General features: G+C 43.2%; 16 protein-coding genes. 9 read left to right on the top strand and 7 right to left on the bottom strand.

What is annotated here, in order from left to right:
* Positions 1–4: 4 nt before the first annotated feature.
* On the top strand, positions 5–622 hold the full coding sequence (gene thiE / locus O2Q26_RS07880; RefSeq protein WP_289215399.1) for a thiamine phosphate synthase: 618 nt from the start codon (positions 5–7) through the stop codon (positions 620–622).
* Between the two features lie 37 nt (positions 623–659).
* On the opposite strand, the gene O2Q26_RS07875 is transcribed toward thiE, so the two are convergent.
* From O2Q26_RS07875 to O2Q26_RS07855, 5 genes are all read right to left on the bottom strand, one after another.
* On the bottom strand, positions 660–983 hold the full coding sequence (locus O2Q26_RS07875) for a CHY zinc finger protein (RefSeq protein ID WP_289215398.1): 324 nt from the start codon (positions 981–983) through the stop codon (positions 660–662).
* A 26-nt stretch (positions 984–1,009) separates the two neighbouring features.
* A complete protein-coding gene (locus O2Q26_RS07870) occupies positions 1,010–1,210 on the bottom strand; it encodes a hypothetical protein (RefSeq protein ID WP_253934899.1) in 201 nt (66 codons plus the stop codon).
* A gap of 190 nt (positions 1,211–1,400) precedes the next feature.
* Positions 1,401–1,607, bottom strand: a complete 207-nt coding sequence (locus O2Q26_RS07865) for a hypothetical protein (RefSeq protein ID WP_289215397.1) — start codon at positions 1,605–1,607, stop codon at positions 1,401–1,403.
* Positions 1,608–1,623: 16 nt separating this feature from the next.
* A complete protein-coding gene (locus O2Q26_RS07860; RefSeq protein ID WP_289215396.1) occupies positions 1,624–1,815 on the bottom strand; it encodes a hypothetical protein in 192 nt (63 codons plus the stop codon).
* A gap of 112 nt (positions 1,816–1,927) precedes the next feature.
* The gene (locus O2Q26_RS07855; RefSeq protein ID WP_289215395.1) at positions 1,928–2,947 is read right to left on the bottom strand and encodes a DUF2332 domain-containing protein; all 1,020 of its coding nucleotides are present in this window, start codon (positions 2,945–2,947) and stop codon (positions 1,928–1,930) included.
* Positions 2,948–3,151: 204 nt separating this feature from the next.
* On the opposite strand from O2Q26_RS07855, the gene O2Q26_RS07850 reads away from it, so the two are divergent.
* Positions 3,152–4,309: an FtsW/RodA/SpoVE family cell cycle protein gene (locus O2Q26_RS07850; protein WP_289215394.1), complete on the top strand. Its 1,158-nt coding sequence runs from the start codon at positions 3,152–3,154 to the stop codon at positions 4,307–4,309.
* A 167-nt stretch (positions 4,310–4,476) separates the two neighbouring features.
* Here O2Q26_RS07850 and O2Q26_RS07845 read toward each other — a convergent pair whose 3' ends face one another.
* A complete protein-coding gene (locus O2Q26_RS07845) occupies positions 4,477–6,186 on the bottom strand; it encodes an ABC transporter ATP-binding protein (RefSeq protein ID WP_289215393.1) in 1,710 nt (569 codons plus the stop codon).
* A gap of 163 nt (positions 6,187–6,349) precedes the next feature.
* On the bottom strand, positions 6,350–7,252 hold the full coding sequence (locus O2Q26_RS07840; protein ID WP_289215392.1) for an aldo/keto reductase: 903 nt from the start codon (positions 7,250–7,252) through the stop codon (positions 6,350–6,352).
* A gap of 215 nt (positions 7,253–7,467) precedes the next feature.
* Here O2Q26_RS07840 and O2Q26_RS07835 point away from each other — a divergent pair, with 215 nt between their 5' ends.
* From O2Q26_RS07835 to O2Q26_RS07805, 7 genes are all read left to right on the top strand, one after another.
* Positions 7,468–8,682 carry a M24 family metallopeptidase gene (locus O2Q26_RS07835; protein ID WP_289215391.1) on the top strand — a complete coding sequence of 405 codons (1,215 nt, stop codon included), beginning with the start codon at positions 7,468–7,470 and terminating at the stop codon, positions 8,680–8,682.
* A gap of 3 nt (positions 8,683–8,685) precedes the next feature.
* Complete coding sequence (locus O2Q26_RS07830) at positions 8,686–9,654, top strand: cyclodeaminase (protein WP_352232225.1); 969 nt, start codon at positions 8,686–8,688, stop codon at positions 9,652–9,654.
* 2 nt (positions 9,655–9,656) lie between these two features.
* Entirely contained in the window at positions 9,657–10,856 is a 1,200-nt protein-coding gene (locus O2Q26_RS07825) for a cystathionine gamma-synthase family protein (RefSeq protein WP_253934906.1), read from the top strand.
* A gap of 15 nt (positions 10,857–10,871) precedes the next feature.
* Positions 10,872–12,056 (top strand): M20 metallopeptidase family protein, encoded by a 1,185-nt coding sequence (locus O2Q26_RS07820; RefSeq protein WP_289215390.1) that lies wholly within the window; start codon positions 10,872–10,874, stop codon positions 12,054–12,056.
* Positions 12,053–13,105, top strand: coding sequence for a homoserine dehydrogenase (locus O2Q26_RS07815; protein WP_289215389.1), 1,053 nt, complete (start codon positions 12,053–12,055; stop codon positions 13,103–13,105). The genes O2Q26_RS07820 and O2Q26_RS07815 overlap by 4 nt, the downstream gene beginning before the upstream one ends.
* A gap of 15 nt (positions 13,106–13,120) precedes the next feature.
* Entirely contained in the window at positions 13,121–14,569 is a 1,449-nt protein-coding gene (locus tag O2Q26_RS07810; protein ID WP_289215388.1) for an aldehyde dehydrogenase family protein, read from the top strand.
* A gap of 125 nt (positions 14,570–14,694) precedes the next feature.
* Positions 14,695–15,351, top strand: a complete 657-nt coding sequence (locus O2Q26_RS07805) for a CAP domain-containing protein (protein ID WP_289215387.1) — start codon at positions 14,695–14,697, stop codon at positions 15,349–15,351.
* Positions 15,352–16,095 lie beyond the last annotated feature (744 nt).

Genomic DNA, 16,095 nt, shown 5'->3' with positions numbered 1-16,095 from the left:
AACCTTGGAATTTGCGGGCCGATTAAGAAAATATTTAATTATGGGCAGTCAAAATTGCACACGTGATCCAGTAGACGTGCTCACTGAAGCGATTCAAGGCGGGATCACAGCTTTTCAATTTCGTGAAAAAGGTCCGGGCTCTCTAGAAGGGGAAGCGAAGCTGGCGCTAGGCGAAAAATTACGCCAGCTTTGCCGGACGCATAATGTGTTGTTTATTGTAAATGATGACAGCGTTTTGGTGGATCCTCTTGAAGCGGATGGCATTCATGTCGGTCAGGACGATGTCGATGTGGAGGAACTGCGATCCCTTTTCCCGGAAAAAATCATTGGACTATCGATTTCGAATGAAGAGGAATTAAAGGGAAGTGCTGTTGCTTCTGTTGATTATCTAGGGGCAGGGCCTGTGTTTGGGACGTCTACGAAAATCGATGCGAAGGAACCGGTTGGGGTGGAGTGGATCGAGCGGGTAAAACAGCTTCATCCTGACGTTCCGCTTGTAGGAATTGGCGGCATCTCGGTTAATAATGCGCACGAGGTGATCGCGGCAGGAGCTGATGGTGTGTCGGTTATCTCGGCAGTCACTGCAGCTGAAAATGTTGTGGAAGCAGTTCAACGATTATGAAAAAGAAGTCCCGCTATATTACAAAGCGGGACTTCTTTTATGTCATGTCAAAATATAGATGAAAGTGGCTGCTGCAGCCTTCATTAAATGGATGATGGCATTTTGGACATGAGGAAGTATGGATATATTCATTAATGGAAAGTTCATACTTACAGCTTCCGCATAATATCGCTGTTTCATCCTGCTTTGTCTTTGGCCATTTTTCGGCGGGGTGACCGGCACATTCTTTGTGGCAGTAGTAGCAGGCATAGTATTCGCTGCAGCAATAGAACTTTATGGCGATGATATCTACTTCGCTGTGGTAATGGGCGCAGCGGGTGTTAGCATCAACTTCCCTTCCTTTTACCTGATGTTCACTCATGACAGAATCTCCTTTATGTACAGGGGTTAACTGATGTCACAGTTGAATGAATAATTCCATGCTAAAAAGCTTTGCTCCACATCAGGCACTCCACCTTCTTCATAGCAGCGGTCACTGGCATAATTGATTATCTTATAGTTGAAATAGGAGTGGGTGCCAATTAAAAAAATGGCAACTACTATAGAAAAAGCAATTAGTGATAATAAAACCTTTTTGTTCAGGCTCATCTTCATACCTCCCTTAATTATAATAAGGATCCGAGCAAAGCAAAGATCAGCATGAGCAGGATTCCGACGACGAGAAAGTATCCAATCCAATGAATCCCTTATGCTTGTTGTTATGGTCAGTTCCATCGTTAAAAGGTTTACTCTTTTGGTTCATAGTACCATTCCGTTTATCTGGATGAAACAAGACGGGTCAGTTCGTTTTCCATTTATATGATAAGTAAATGGCTGGAATCATCGATAATATGATGAATAATACTGGTGATGCCATCGTATCACCAGCTTTAGAGTATGATGTGAAATCCGGGGTATGTAATACGGTTAGGACCCAACCTGATGTAATTTGCAAGACGATATAGATGAGCGGAAAGCTTATAAAAAAGATGATGTATTTCTTCACAGGGGCAGCTTCCTCCTTAATCTTGTTGAGAATCAATTGGCCGGAATGACCCTTTTATGGCAGCACACGTTATTAAAAGTCCAATTCCAATTAGGCCTCCAATGAATTCGGCGCCGAAAAAGTCTCCATCCCTTAATAAACGAATCAGAAATTGCCCTCCAAAAATTCCAGTCAATAGTAATCCGAAGTAAAAGCATATAAATTTCATAGGACTTTCCACCTTTCATGTTTGATGGAGTTACTTTATATACGATAAATAAAGGGGATCGTTTCAAAAAAAGGGAAATTATAAGAATTTCTTAATGTCGAGGATGGCTTTTTCACAATGTTTTCATTTCCCAGGTGAACCAGCGGCCGTGGCCGTCGGTACCTCCGACAATTGTCCGGGATTTTTCTCCGTCAACAATTGTATCCAGATGAAGCTTTTGATCCTCTATGTTGTTATATAAATGGGCAATATCTCTTTCTCGTCCTATATGGTCTATGGAATTCAGCAAGTTTTGTTTTGTGGCGTCGTTCATCTGATTGGCCACGTGTGTATGAAAAACGCATACAATCGAGTCTTTGGAAATGCGTTCGGAAACTTGTAGTAAGAGGTCCACGCCATCCCCCTCTATAAGGTGAAGATGGGCAGCTTGCACTGCAGCAGCAGCTTGATGGAAGAGTTGACGTCGCGCGTGATGTTCAGGCCAAATCAATGCTTCCAGCCATTGGAGATCTTCTTCTTTTTCTACACTATTAATGTGCAAATCCAACCCGAAACGATCACTGACAGGTGGTGGGTTTTGTGAGATATTTGGTTTTTTTGAGGATTTTATCTTTGAAGTAATATGTACATTCGTTTCATCGCCGACATAGGTAAAGTCTTTCTCGTAAGTATAGCTGTATTTATCCCACAACAACTGGAGACCTGCACTCGTTCCGATCTCTATAAGAGCTAATGGCTTGCGTATTGTATCATACACATAATTAAAACAAGGGTATAGGTAAGCGCAGCGTCTCACTTCATTAGTTTGAACTAGTCTGTTTTGTAGTAGTTGTTTGATATCCTTTTGGTGAAGTTGGCAGAAATCTTTGAAATGATTGAAAGCATCAGAAGGCGGCAGCGGGTTTTCGGTGAGATTGGAATAATAATTCGCTAAAGGGTGTGCTGACCCTTTTAAAAGGAATTGAACGCTGCCGAACAGTAAATTTGGTGCAGGCTGACCTTTGCGGGCATATGAACACAGCTCGAGCAATTCTTTGTCGTGGGCAATATGGGTGGACAAATGACCATATAGGCTGCTCGATAATTGGTGAGCTTCCTGAGAAAACGTTTCGAAAAAATCAGTAAGGGACAACGTGACTTCACCTCTTTCTATTGGAAATATGTACCTCTTATCGTAACATGATGGTTTAATAGTGACTACCAGAATGTAGGTGGTTTTCATAAGTTGTGGAAATAAAGGAAGCGCCAACTCATAAACTTTCTGTGGTAAAATAATAATAGTTTAGGGTCGGATTCCGATGTAGTTGAAAGTCCCTTTGAAAGGGGAAGATCTAAAGTGAAGTTTGAAGAACGGTTTGATTGGAAGTTAGGTTTTGTTCTTATCTTATTTATGATTATCAGTTGTGTGGCACTGTATAGTGCTCAGCAAAGTGCTCAATATAATGAGAATTTTATGATGAAACAGCTTGTCTGGTACGTGGTAGGCGGAGGAATTATCGGGGTCATGCTGTATTTTGAACCGGATTTTTATAAGAAAATCAGCTGGCCTTTATACTTAGCGGGGCTTATTGCATTGCTGGCGCTTGTCATTGCTCCATCTACGATTGCACCAGTTATTAAAGGTCAGAAAAGCTGGTTTGTATTACCGGGTTTAGGGTCTATTCAGCCATCAGAGTTCATGAAGGTATTTACGATTCTCATTTTAGCGAATGTGGTGACGAATCATCACGAGAGGATTAGAGTAAAAGATTTAAAAAGTGATTTTCTTTTGCTGGGTAAAATTGTTGGTCTGACGTTAGCTCCATTAGCCTTGATCATGCAGCAGCCTGATTTAGGAACCGGGTTAGTGTTCATAGCTATTATGGGAGGAATGATCATTATATCAGGCATCAGGTGGCGTGTAATCCTTCCAATATTCGGAACGTTGGCTGCGGCAGGTACCTTCATCATCTGGCTAGCGATCCGTTTTCCTCAAATATTAGATCAATATTTAGGAGTGAAGCAGTACCAGCTGGGAAGGATTTATTCCTGGCTCAACCCCGAACAGTATAGTTCTTCAGAAGGGTTTCAATTAATCCGCGCAATGCGGGCGATTGGATCTGGACAAATGTATGGCAAGGGATTAGGGGAAAGAGAAGTTTACTTACCGGAAAGTCATTCTGATTTCATTTTCAGTATCATCGGTGAGGAATATGGTTTTATTGGGAGTTGTGTTGTGCTGCTCGCTTTCTTTCTTTTTATTTACCGGCTGACGACGATAGCTTCCAGAGCCAACCATAAGTTCAGTACGTATGTCATTGTGGGGCTGATTTGTATGATTGCGTTCCACGTTTTTCAAAACATAGGGATGTCGATTCAACTTCTGCCGATTACAGGGATTCCCCTGCCGTATATTAGCTATGGGGGCAGCTCGTTGCTTGCTTTTCTACTTGCAATAGGCCTTGCGTTTTCGGTTTCTTATCATCATAGGGATTTCATGTTTGGAGAAAATTAAGCAGTTGAAAATATAATCATAAAATAATCGCTCTTATCGTTTTTATGTTAAGCTTGGCCGCTTACATTATAACGATAAGAGCGTTATTTATGAAGCAATGTTAAAAGCTGTTTCACCGGATTAGGAACGGGGTCCCTCAGTCTCTTTCTTAACCATTATCCATGCTTTTATCCGAACTGCGCCTGGTGAAGACGGCTGTATATTCCTTTAGAATCAAGTAGTTCTTTATGGCTGCCTTGTTCAGCAATGCCTTCCTTCGTAACGACCATGATCCGGTCCGCATTTTTGATGGTAGCCAGCCGGTGAGCGATCACAAGGGTCGTTCTGCCTTTTGTCAGCTCGGCTAGAGACTTTTGAATAGCCACTTCAGTTTCTGTATCCAGCGCAGACGTAGCTTCATCTAAAATCAGGATCGGAGGATTTTTCAAGAACATCCGGGCAATCGCAAGGCGCTGCTTCTGACCTCCGGAAAGCTTCACGCCCCGTTCACCAATAATGGTGTCCAGTCCTTGAGGTTGGGTCCGGACGAATTCGGCAAGTCTTGCTTTACGGGAAGCTTCCATTACTTCTTCGTCTGTAGCTTTAAGGTTTCCGTATGCGATATTCTCACGAATGGTTCCTGAAAATAGAAAAACATCCTGCTGGACGATGCCGATTTGGCTTCTTAAAGAGTCGAGCTTCATATCCTGGATGTCGACTCCGTCTACAGTGATTTGTCCAGATTCTATTTCATAAAAGCGTGGAAGCAGACTGCAGAGTGTCGTTTTTCCGGCACCGGAGGGACCGACAAAAGCGACTGTTTCTCCCGAATGGATATTCAGACTAATGTCCTGTAAGACATGGTCCAATCCTTCATAACCGAATGTGACGTTGTCATATCGGATATCGCCGTTTAAATCAATGTCTCTAGCATGTGGCGCATCCTGGATGTCAGGTTCTGTATCGATGACCTCGGTGTAGCGTTTGAACCCTGCAATGCCTTTAGGATAGCTTTCAATGACGGCATTGATTTTTTGTATGGGTCCAATTAAGATGTTGGACAATAAGATGAATGCCACAAACTCCCCGTTCGTGAGCTCTCCTGTAATGACAAACCACGTCCCGAATAATAACGTGAACAAAGTGACGAGCCTCATCAATACATAGTTTGCAGTTATATTCTGGGCCATGATTTTGTAGGAGGATAGCTTTGTATTACGATAACGGTCATTGTTCACTGCAAACTTTTCCTGTTCGTGCTTTTCGTTAGCGAAAGCCTGGACGACACGGATGCCGCCGATGCTGTCTTCGACTCGTGAGTTGATTTCTGCTACATCGCCAAACATTTTGCGGAAGGTCCCTGTCATTTTTTTGTTGAAATGAATAGCTAAAACGATTAGAAGAGGGATAACGATAAAGGAAAGAACAGCTAATTTCCAGTTGATGGTCAGCATAAGAATGAATGATCCGACTAAAGTCATGATGGCAACAAAAATGTCTTCCGGTCCGTGGTGGGCCACTTCTCCGATTTCCTCCAGGTCTTTTGTAAGCCGTGAAATAGAATGGCCTGTTTTATTATTGTCATAATAACCGAAAGAAAGCTTCTGCATATGTTGAAAAAGCTTTCGGCGCATATCTGTTTCGATGTTTATGCCGAGCATATGTCCCCAGTATGTAACAATATAGTGGAAGCCGGTATTAATTAAATATATGAGCAAAAGTCCGACACAAGCCCATAAGATAATCGTCCAATTTTCCTGAGGGAGAAGCCGGTCAATGACTTGATTGACGGCTAATGGAAAAGCGAGCTCCAATAGTCCGACCAGTATGGCACAGCCGAAATCTAATATGAAAAGCCATTTATATGGCTTGTAATATGAAAAAAATCGAGCTAGCAAGGTAGAGCGCTCCTTCATTATTTTAATTGAAATCCATTTTCAATTATAAGCATACAAACTGCGCAAGGCAACGTAAAAAAAGGATCTCAGTCAGGCACTGAGATCCTTTTATTCAGATGATCTAGGTCTTTTTAGAACCTTGTTCATCTCAACTCTTAGCAAATTAAGGTACATCATGCCCCATCGAGCTTTGCAGAATTTCAAACCATTGGTCGTGATTCAAAGAAAGTTCCAGCGATTTTACAGCTAGATCAATCCGCTCTTTTTTCCCGGAGCCAACGATTGGCATAATCTTTGCGGGGTGTTGGAGGAGCCAGGCATACATGATTTGATCGATGGAACGGGCGCCAGTTTGTTCTTTTATTTGATGGAGAGTATCTCTTAGTCGAACGGATTTATCATTTTCCTCATTGAATACTTTTCCGCCTGCTAGAGGAGACCAGGCCATTGGCGGGATCCCGTGCTGCTGGCAGCGGTTCAACGTCCCATCTTCGAAATTCTCCAAGTGGTAGGCTGAAAGTTCAATTTGGTTGGTTACGAGAGAGAAAGGCAAATGAGATTGAAGTAAATCCCACTGGTGGTCTTTAAAATTCGATACTCCAAAATGACGGACTTTTCCCTGCTGTTTAAGCTCTATAAATGCTTCGGAGACTTGTTTTGGATCCATAAATGGGTCTGGGCGATGAATCAGCAATAAATCGATATAATCTGTTTTTAAATTATGCAAAGACGTCTCGACAGATTTTAAGATGTGTTCTTTGCTCGTATTGTAATGATGACTACGATGTTCCGGACGATTTTCTGAAGGTAAAACAATGCCGCATTTCGTTACGATTTCCATTTGTTTACGAAGTGATGGTTTCAGCTCTAAAGCATTACCGAATAACCCTTCGCACGTATAGCTTCCATAGATATCAGCATGATCGAATGTAGTAATGCCATGGCTCAAGTTATGTTCAATTAATGACAGCGTATCTTCTTTCGAATACTCCCATTCATTCAACCTCCATAATCCATGAACGATTCTTGAAAATGATAGATCTTCAGCAATTTGAACTCTTTCCATCTATGTACCCTCATTTCTATTAGTATACCGTTACTTTACCGAGCGTTCCTATATAGTGCAAATATTATTTCATAACGTCGAGCTCTGTCTAAAAAATTTTTGTATAAAAATAAACTATAAAACTTCATACAATTTATACATTACATTAAAAAATTGCAATGAATACAATGAGAGTATAGAAGTTAAAATATTCAGATAACAGGGGAGGGATAATCTTGTTGCTTCCATTTGATATTCTAGAATATCACCAAAGGCTTCAAGGCACGAAAGAAAGAATGGCAGAAAAAGGAATTGAAGTCCTGCTCATTACGGATCCAGCGAACATGAACTATTTATCCGGATACGATGCTTGGTCCTTTTACGTTCATCAAATGCTGGTCATCGTCATCGATGAGCCGCAGCCGATATGGATTGGACGACTTCAAGATGCGAATGGTGCTCGAGCGACAACTTGGATCTATGAGGAAAATGTAATTGCTTACCCTGATTATTATGTGCATTCACGGACCCATCACCCAATGGATTTCATTTCAGAGATTCTTACTCAAATCGGTCAAGCGAACCGACGGATTGGAGTGGAAATGGATCATTATTATTTTACGGGGATGGCATTGGAACGATTGAAAAAGGGGCTTCCTAATGCTCAGTTCGAGGATTCCTCTTTACTTGTAAATCACGTACGGATGATTAAATCAGACCAGGAAATTGAATATATGAAACGTGCTGCTACTATTGCAGATTTAGCCATGGCAAGAGGTGTTGACAGTATCGGGGCAGGGCGAAGGGAATGTGATACCGCAGCAGAAATCTATCATCAGTTGATCAAAGGTACGTCAGATTTTGGCGGTGAGTACCCTGCAATTGTGCCGCTTCTTCCGACAGGAGATCATACCTCAATCCCGCATTTGACCTGGTCAGACCGTCCTTTTGTAGATGGAAGTCCGGTGATTGTGGAATTAGCCGGCTGTTATAAACGATACCATGTACCTTTAGCTCGAACGGTATCTATTGGAAATCCATCTAAGAAACTTGAACATTTAGCACCAGTAGTTTTAGAAGGCATACAAAATGTTCTTCAAGCTGCGAAGCCAGGAGTGACGTGCGGTGATCTTGAGTCTGTTTGGGCAAAGAGTATTAAGCAGCACGGCTTTGAAAAAGAGTCGAGACTCGGATATTCCGTAGGTCTTAACTATCCGCCGGATTGGGGAGAGCATACGGCAAGCATTCGAAAAGGCGATGAAACTGTACTGCAGAAAAATATGACTTTCCACCTCATTCCTGCTCTTTGGTTCGATTATGACGGGATTGAAATTAGTGAAACGTTCCGTGTCACTGAGTCAGGGTGTGAGCGATTCTCTAATTATCCTCAGGAATTAATAGTTAAACAGGAGTCTTCTATTTTTCTGAACAGTGGAGATCAAATCAGCTAGGAGGTGGGGGAGATACGTTTATACGAGAGAGAGGAAATTGAGCGTGTCATTCGTCTCGATACTCACGTCATTCATGAAATAGAAACGGCTTTCTCCGATTTAACTACCAGGAATGTAACGATGCCGCCGATTATGCGCATTGACGTTCCAGAACACAATGGAGAAGTCGATATTAAATCAGCTTATATCGAAGGAAAAGACAGTTTCGCTATTAAATTGTCTTCCGGATTTTTTAACAATCCAGATTTAGGGCTTCCGAGCGCTAACGGGATGATGATCCTGCTGAGTTCCATTACGGGAGAACCTAAAACAATTTTTGCGGATAATGGCCTGCTGACAGACTTGAGAACAGCAGCGGCAGGCGCCGTTGCTGCTCGGGCTTTAAGTCGTGAAAACAGCAGAACCGTCGGTATTATTGGTACAGGTTCACAGGCTCGTTATCAGCTGGAAGCACTTGTGAATGTACGCTCGATCGAGGTGGTGTATGTCTATGGAAGATCGGCTGAAAAATCATCCACCTACCAGCGAGATATCGAAAACCGCCTCGGCCTGAAAGTAGAAATAAAGAACTCTATCGAAGAAGTTGTGAGGAGCAGTGACATTGTGATCACAACCACTCCTTCGACTGAACCGATCATCAAATCTGAATGGCTGCATGAAGGTCTTCATATTACGGCAATGGGCTCTGATGCCGAGCATAAGCAGGAGCTGGAAGCTGCTGTACTGGAGCAGGCTGATTTGTTTGTCTGTGATGTCAAAGAACAATCCTTGAGGCTCGGGGAGCTTAGATCTTGTACAAATCAAGAAATCAGGGATTCTGCATTAGAGTTAGGGGAAATAACGAGCTGGAAAAAAAACGGACGAGCGAATAACCAACAAATTACCGTCTGTGATTTAACAGGAACTGGTGTGCAAGATACGGCTATTGCAAGATATGTTAATCAATTAATGGAGAAAATAGGAGGACGATGATCATGAGAGAAGCTAAATTTGCGACAAAATCCATTTGGGCTGGGGAAAAAGATCAATTAGCGTTTGGGGCTACTCAAGTTCCTGTTGTACACAGTGTTTCATTCGGATATGACGATATGGACGATTGGTATGAAGTGGCCATCGGAAATAAGAAGGGTCACATTTACGGACGAAACACGAATCCGACGGTGGAAGCTTTTGAAGAAAAGATCCGTATTCTTGAGGGAGCTGAAGCAGCTACAAGTTTTTCAACAGGAATGGCCGCCATCAGCAATACGCTTGGTACGCTCCTGCGCCCTGGAGATCGTATTGTCTCCATTAAAGATACGTATGGGGGCACTAACAAAATCTTTACAGAATTCCTTCCCCAGCAAAACATCGATGTAATGCTTTGTGATACAGGGGACCATGAAGCCATCGAGCAAGAAATTGCTAAAGGCTGTAAAGTACTTTATTTAGAAAGTCCGACGAACCCGACGGTTAAAATAACGGATATTAAAAGAATGGCTCAAGCCGGTAAAGCTGTGGGAGCTACTGTAGTAGTTGACAACACGTTCGCCACTCCAGTTAACCAAAATCCTATCGAGCTCGGAGTTGATCTAGTCATTCATAGTGCTACGAAATTCCTGGGCGGTCACGCCGATGCTTTAGGGGGAGCTGTCTGTGGCAGCAAAGAATTGGTGGAAAAAGTGTATCACTACCGTGAAATCAATGGAGCGACATTAGATCCAATGGCAGCTTATCTGCTTTTACGCGGAATGAAGACATTACACCTGCGAGTTGAAAAACAAAATAAAAATGCTAAAGAGATTGCTGAGTATTTGAATCAGTTCGATATGGTAGAAGGAGTTTACTACCCGGGTCTTGAAAGTCATCCAGGTCATGATATCGCTAAAGCACAGATGAAGGGATTCGGAGGTATGCTGAGCTTCTCTGTAAAAGGCGGAGTCGATACGGTACGGCACTTATTGCCTAAGCTTAAATATGCTAACCGGGCAGCAAACCTCGGCAGTGTAGAAACCATTGTCGGACCAGCGAGGACGACGAGCCATGTGGAATGTACACCGGCAGAACGAGCCGCTATGGGCATTCCGGAAGGGTTGATTCGCTATTCTGCAGGCATAGAGGATATAGAAGACTTAAAGCACGACTTAGAGCAGGCCTTTCATGCGCTTCCTGAGAATATGGTGCTGCAAAGCTGACACGAGGTGATCCCATTGCGAACGAAAAAAAACATCACAGCTCATGATATATTCCCACAGCTTCAGGAATGGAGACGTTATTTTCATAAACATCCTGAACTAAGCTTCCAGGAGAAACAGACGAGTGAAAAAATCATTGAAGTGTTAAAAAGCTTTGGGGTATTTAAAATTGAAACGAATGTCGGAGGCTATGGGGTCATCGCCACGCTTACGACAGGTGATGGACCTGTGATCGGTCTTAGAGCGGATATGGATGCGCTGCCTATCCTGGAACAAGCGGATGTGGAATATGCTTCTTCTGTGCCGGGAGTGATGCATGCGTGTGGCCATGATGCGCACATCGCTATCTTGTTAGGGGCTGCACGACTACTCTCTGAAAAAGTGAAAGATCAATCGTGGAGAGGTACGATTAAATTGATTTTTCAACCGGCAGAAGAAAGCTGTGATGAACAAGGAGAAAGCGGAGCTGTTAAAGTGCTCAAATCGGGATGTATCGATGATTTGAGCGCAGTTCTCGCGCTCCACATGTGTCCGTGGCAGCGAAGAGGAACCGTTCAGCTGCACGATGGTCCGAGCATGGCGAATAACGATGAATTTCATCTTATCATTAAAGGACGCGGGGGTCATGGAGGATACCCGCAGCATACGAATGATCCGCTTTGGATGTCGACCTTCGTACTTCAGACGTTGTACAGCCTAAGTGGAAGAAAGCTTGATCCATTACAGGTTGGCGCGCTTAGTATAGGGCAGATTGCAGGAGGAGAAGCCCATAACATCATACCTGATAAAGTGGAAATAAAGGGGACCATCCGTTCATATGAAGAACGTGTTCGCGATCAATTAGTTGAAGAAGTGAGGCGTGCGGCAGAGATTGTTAAACCGATGGGCGGAGAGTACGAATTAATGATTCAACGGGGAGAACCAGCACTTTATAATAATTTGGCTATAAATCAGGTTTTAAGAGAAGCAGCTGAATCAATGACTATTATTGAAAAACCTTTTGGCATGGGGAGCGAAGATTTCAGTTACATTACGAGGGAAATTCCGGGATCTATGTTTTTCCTCGGGTGCGGACTGGAAGAGGAACGCGGGTTGCATCATCCGCGATTTGATATCGATGAGCATTCGATGGTAGACGGGGTGACGATTTTATTGAAAAGTGTTGAGAGTCTGTTGGAAAGTGAAGGAGGGCGATTATGACAACCAATATCGCGTTTATAGGATTCGGCGGTGTAGGGCAGGCACTCGCAGAAATATTGTTGGAGCGTGAACAATCTTTACAGAAGCAATACGGCTTGGACGCAAAAATTGTTGCAGTTGCAGACATGATGAAGGGATCTGTCTATCACCCAGACGGGCTTGACGTGAAAGAACTAATCGCATGTGTCAGGGAAAAAGGAAGCTTGGAGGCTTACGATGGGGGAGCTTCAGTTACTAAGGGGTTAAGCAGTATTGATACGATAACTCAAAGTAATGCCGACGTCATCGTAGAAGTGACGTTTACGGATGTGAAAACAGGAGAACCAGCGATTACCCATTGCCGAACCGCTTTCAAACATGGGAAAAGCGTGGTGACGACAAATAAAGGACCGGTCGCCTTGGCTTACCGGGAACTCGCTGAGATGGCTGATCAGAATGATGTATATTTTGGCTTTGAAGGAACGGTAATGAGCGGAACTCCCGCCCTGAGAATGCCTATGGAAACGCTAGCCGGCAACACCATCACAGAAATCAGAGGAATTTTGAATGGGACGACAAATTACATTTTAACAGAAATGGAAAAAGGTCAGTCCTATGAAGAGGCATTACAGAAAGCCCAGCAATTAGGGTATGCAGAAGCAGATCCCACAAGCGATGTAGAAGGATATGATGCTCGTTACAAAGCGGCTATTCTTTCCAATTATATTATGGGCATCCCCATTGCTCATACTGATGTGGAATGTGAAGGAATTTCCCGTATAACTCTCAACCAGGTCCAATCCGCTCTCAAAGAAGGAAAGCGTTGGAAACTGCTGGCGAGCATTAAGCAGGAAAATGGTAAAGTCAGGGCTTCAGTCAAGCCTGAATGCATCGAATCCAATGATCCATTAGCCAGTGTTTCAGGTGCGACGAATGCCATTTTGTACGAATGTGATTTATCTGGTCCTATTTTACTGACGGGCGCAGGAGCAGGGTTGAAAGAAACTGGATTTTCCTTGTTAATTGACCTGATTCATTATCAGAAAAAGAAGAAGCTAGCCAAAATTTAATGGGTGGTGGTTATGATGCATACAAAGGTAAAAGCGATGAACATGCTGATTGGCGGTAAATGGGTAGCCGGTAAAGAAACCTTTGAAGTAGTGAACCCTCAAAGCAATGAGCCCATTGCAAGGGTCCCTTTAGCTACAAGAGAACAAATGCTGGAAGCGATAGAAATGGCGGATCGTGCTTACCGTACAACACAAGTGTGGCCGACTCATGAACGAATTGCAATTTTAAATAAAGTAGCGAATTACATGAGGGAGCATGCTGAAGAGTTTGCGGTAGTGATTGCCAGTGAAGGAAGTAAAACGATTAACGAGGCTAGAGGCGAAGTGAAGCGGGCGGCCCAAACAATTCAAATCAGTGCTGAAGAAGCGAGACGCATTAATGGCGAAACGATCAACTTCGATCAAAACGAAGGTAGTGAAAATAGGGTAGGTTACTATTACCGTTTTCCGGTTGGGGTCATTGGTGCGATCACCCCATTTAATGATCCGTTGAATATGGTCGCACACAAAATTGGTCCAGCCATCGCTTCGGGCAATGCAATTGTATTAAAGCCAGCTTCTGTCACTCCACTCAGTGCTTTGAAACTGGCGGAAGCCTTTGTAAAAGCTGGTCTTCCTGAAGGTTTCCTTTCAGTTATAACAGGCTCAGGCAGGGAAGTAGGAGATACGCTCGTTACCCATCCCTCCGTCCAAATGATTTCCTTTACAGGCGGGTCCGAGGCTGGAGAGAAAATAACTCAAAAGGCAGGGACGAAAAAATTAAGCATGGAGCTTGGCTCTAATTCTCCCGTCATTGTTTTAGAGGATGCAGATTTAAGTGATGCGGTGCAAGCGACTGTCTCTGGATCTTTTTCAGCGGTCGGACAAAATTGCATCGGTGTGCAGAGAATCTACGTGCAGGACAGCGTATACACCAAGTTTGTTGATACTTTCGTCAATCGTACGGCAGAGCTGAATGTCGGAGATAAGATGGATGAATTGACGGATATGGGACCGTTGATCAATGAAAAAGAAGCGATGCGAGTAGAGAGTTGGGTAAATGAAGCTGTAGAGCAAGGTGCAGTGCTTCAGTTTGGGGGTGTACGAGAAGGGGCATTTTTCACCCCAACTGTTCTGACTGACGTACCGGAAACAGCTAAAATAGCGAAAGAAGAAATTTTCGGACCTGTAGTTCTTATTTACCCTGTCGATTCATTATACGAAGCGGTAGAACGTTCAAATAATGTCAATTATGGACTTCAGGCAGGAATATTCACTAGTCATATCAATCATGCCTTTTACGCCATCAAACATATGAACGTAGGAGGCATCATGATTAATGACAGCAGTGATTATCGAATTGATGCCATGCCTTTTGGAGGGACTAAAGGATCCGGGATTGGCCGGGAAGGTATTAAATATGCTATAGAAGCTATGACAGAGCCTAAAGTTGTCTCCTTTAGACTTCAGGAAAATTTATTATGAAGAGATAGGAAATGAAAAGGAAAAACCGCTAAATTTTAGCGGTTTTTTTGTGTCTTCTGTTCAGGATAATTTCAACCCTCATGCAAATAGTAAAGGAGAGGAAAATCATGAGGAGGCACAATGAAATGAAAAAATTTCTAATGACCACATCTGCGCTGTTACTTACGACCACACTTGCAGCATGTGGAGGGGCGAATGATAATGGGGCAGCCGATGATGCCTATGACTATAACCAAGTAACATATGGAGGACAAGGGCAAGAAGAAGACCGAAGAATTAATGATTTAAACGGAAACGAATTGCGTCATCCATATCAGGGCACATATCCAATGGTACCCGAAGATAGAATGGGAGAGCAGGGTGATTTAACTGCTCAGCCCGATGAAAAAGATGTAGATGAAGTTCACGGAGACATCCATGAACAAGTTGTTCAATTAACAAATGAGGCACGTGAGGAACAAGGGCTTGAGCCGTTAAAGTTCAGTAAAGAAGTAACCAGGGTAGCTCAAGAGAAATCAGAAGATATGGCAGAAAACAACTATTTCTCCCACACTTCACCTGAACATGGCAGTCCGTCACAAATGCTTCAGGAAAACGGTGTAGATTTCAGAACAGCTGCTGAAAACATAGCATCTGGTCAACGCAGTCCAGAAGAAGTCGTAGAAGGCTGGTTGAACAGTGAAGGGCACCGTAAAAATATTATGAATGAAAACATGACAGAAATCGGTGTCGGGTTTGATGACGATGGGAATTATTGGACGCAGATGTTTATTGGTAAATAAACGCGTCGTAGTGTAACGTTTTGCTTCTTATCGCAAACGTAGAAAATATAGTCTGAAATGCCTTTCAAATTGTATATTAATTTGTTAGGCATTTTTTGTTTCGCATATTTTTCATAAGCTTTTCGAGGTGGAATTTTCTACATAATTGTTAAACAAACTGGAAGGATTGTTGAAGATTTGATTTCAATTCATTTAGTTAGTGGATCAGGGCGGCGGGGAATGACTCGCTTTCCGTGGGAGCGCAGTGAGCTTCCTCGGACGTCCCGTCCTGCGGGATCTCACCAAGCACTCTCTTCCCACAGGAGTCTCCCCATTCCCCGCCGCCCCTCACTAAAGATGTGCTTCTCGAAATGATTTGAAAAAGACTTTGATAATAATAATAGGAGCATCAAACTCCAGTGATCTAGGTATAGCATTTTTAGTTCTAAGATCCTCTGCACTTTAAGGTAATATCAAACTCCTTTGCATACAAAAGTCTCACTGGTTATATTCAAAGACGTTATTGATTATGTGAAGCAGCGCATATGATGTTTCCGTTATCCTCACAAAAGCAAGAAGGGCCGGGAAATTGCGAGACTCCTATGGGAGAACAGTATATGGTGAGATCCCGGAGGGCGCTAGCCCGAGGAAGCTCACCGTACGCCCATGGAAAGCGAGTGATTTCCCGGACCTTCAAACGCTGTCAATCATAACGGAAGCAGCTCTAACATCTTGAAACTGAGTCTTCCACTAAAGGGAGCGTTA

The sequence above is a fragment of the Halobacillus campisalis genome, assembly GCF_030345335.1.
Lineage (GTDB): Bacteria > Bacillota > Bacilli > Bacillales > Halobacillaceae > Halobacillus_A > Halobacillus_A campisalis.
Note: the sequence above shows the minus strand (reverse complement) of the source record. Positions and strands in the feature narration are given on the sequence as shown.

Excerpts from the sequence above, each read along its gene's own strand:
- O2Q26_RS07875 (WP_289215398.1), bottom strand. The coding sequence starts at position 983 with ATGAGTGAACATCAGGTAAAAGGAAGGGAAGTTGATGCTAACACCCGC.
- O2Q26_RS07870 (WP_253934899.1), bottom strand. The coding sequence starts at position 1,210 with ATGAGCCTGAACAAAAAGGTTTTATTATCACTAATTGCTTTTTCTATA.
- O2Q26_RS07860 (WP_289215396.1), bottom strand. The coding sequence starts at position 1,815 with ATGAAATTTATATGCTTTTACTTCGGATTACTATTGACTGGAATTTTT.
- O2Q26_RS07840 (WP_289215392.1), bottom strand. The coding sequence starts at position 7,252 with ATGGAAAGAGTTCAAATTGCTGAAGATCTATCATTTTCAAGAATCGTT.
- O2Q26_RS07825 (WP_253934906.1), top strand. The coding sequence starts at position 9,657 with ATGAGAGAAGCTAAATTTGCGACAAAATCCATTTGGGCTGGGGAAAAA.
- O2Q26_RS07815 (WP_289215389.1), top strand. The coding sequence starts at position 12,053 with ATGACAACCAATATCGCGTTTATAGGATTCGGCGGTGTAGGGCAGGCA.
- O2Q26_RS07810 (WP_289215388.1), top strand. The coding sequence starts at position 13,121 with ATGCATACAAAGGTAAAAGCGATGAACATGCTGATTGGCGGTAAATGG.
- O2Q26_RS07805 (WP_289215387.1), top strand. The coding sequence starts at position 14,695 with ATGAAAAAATTTCTAATGACCACATCTGCGCTGTTACTTACGACCACA.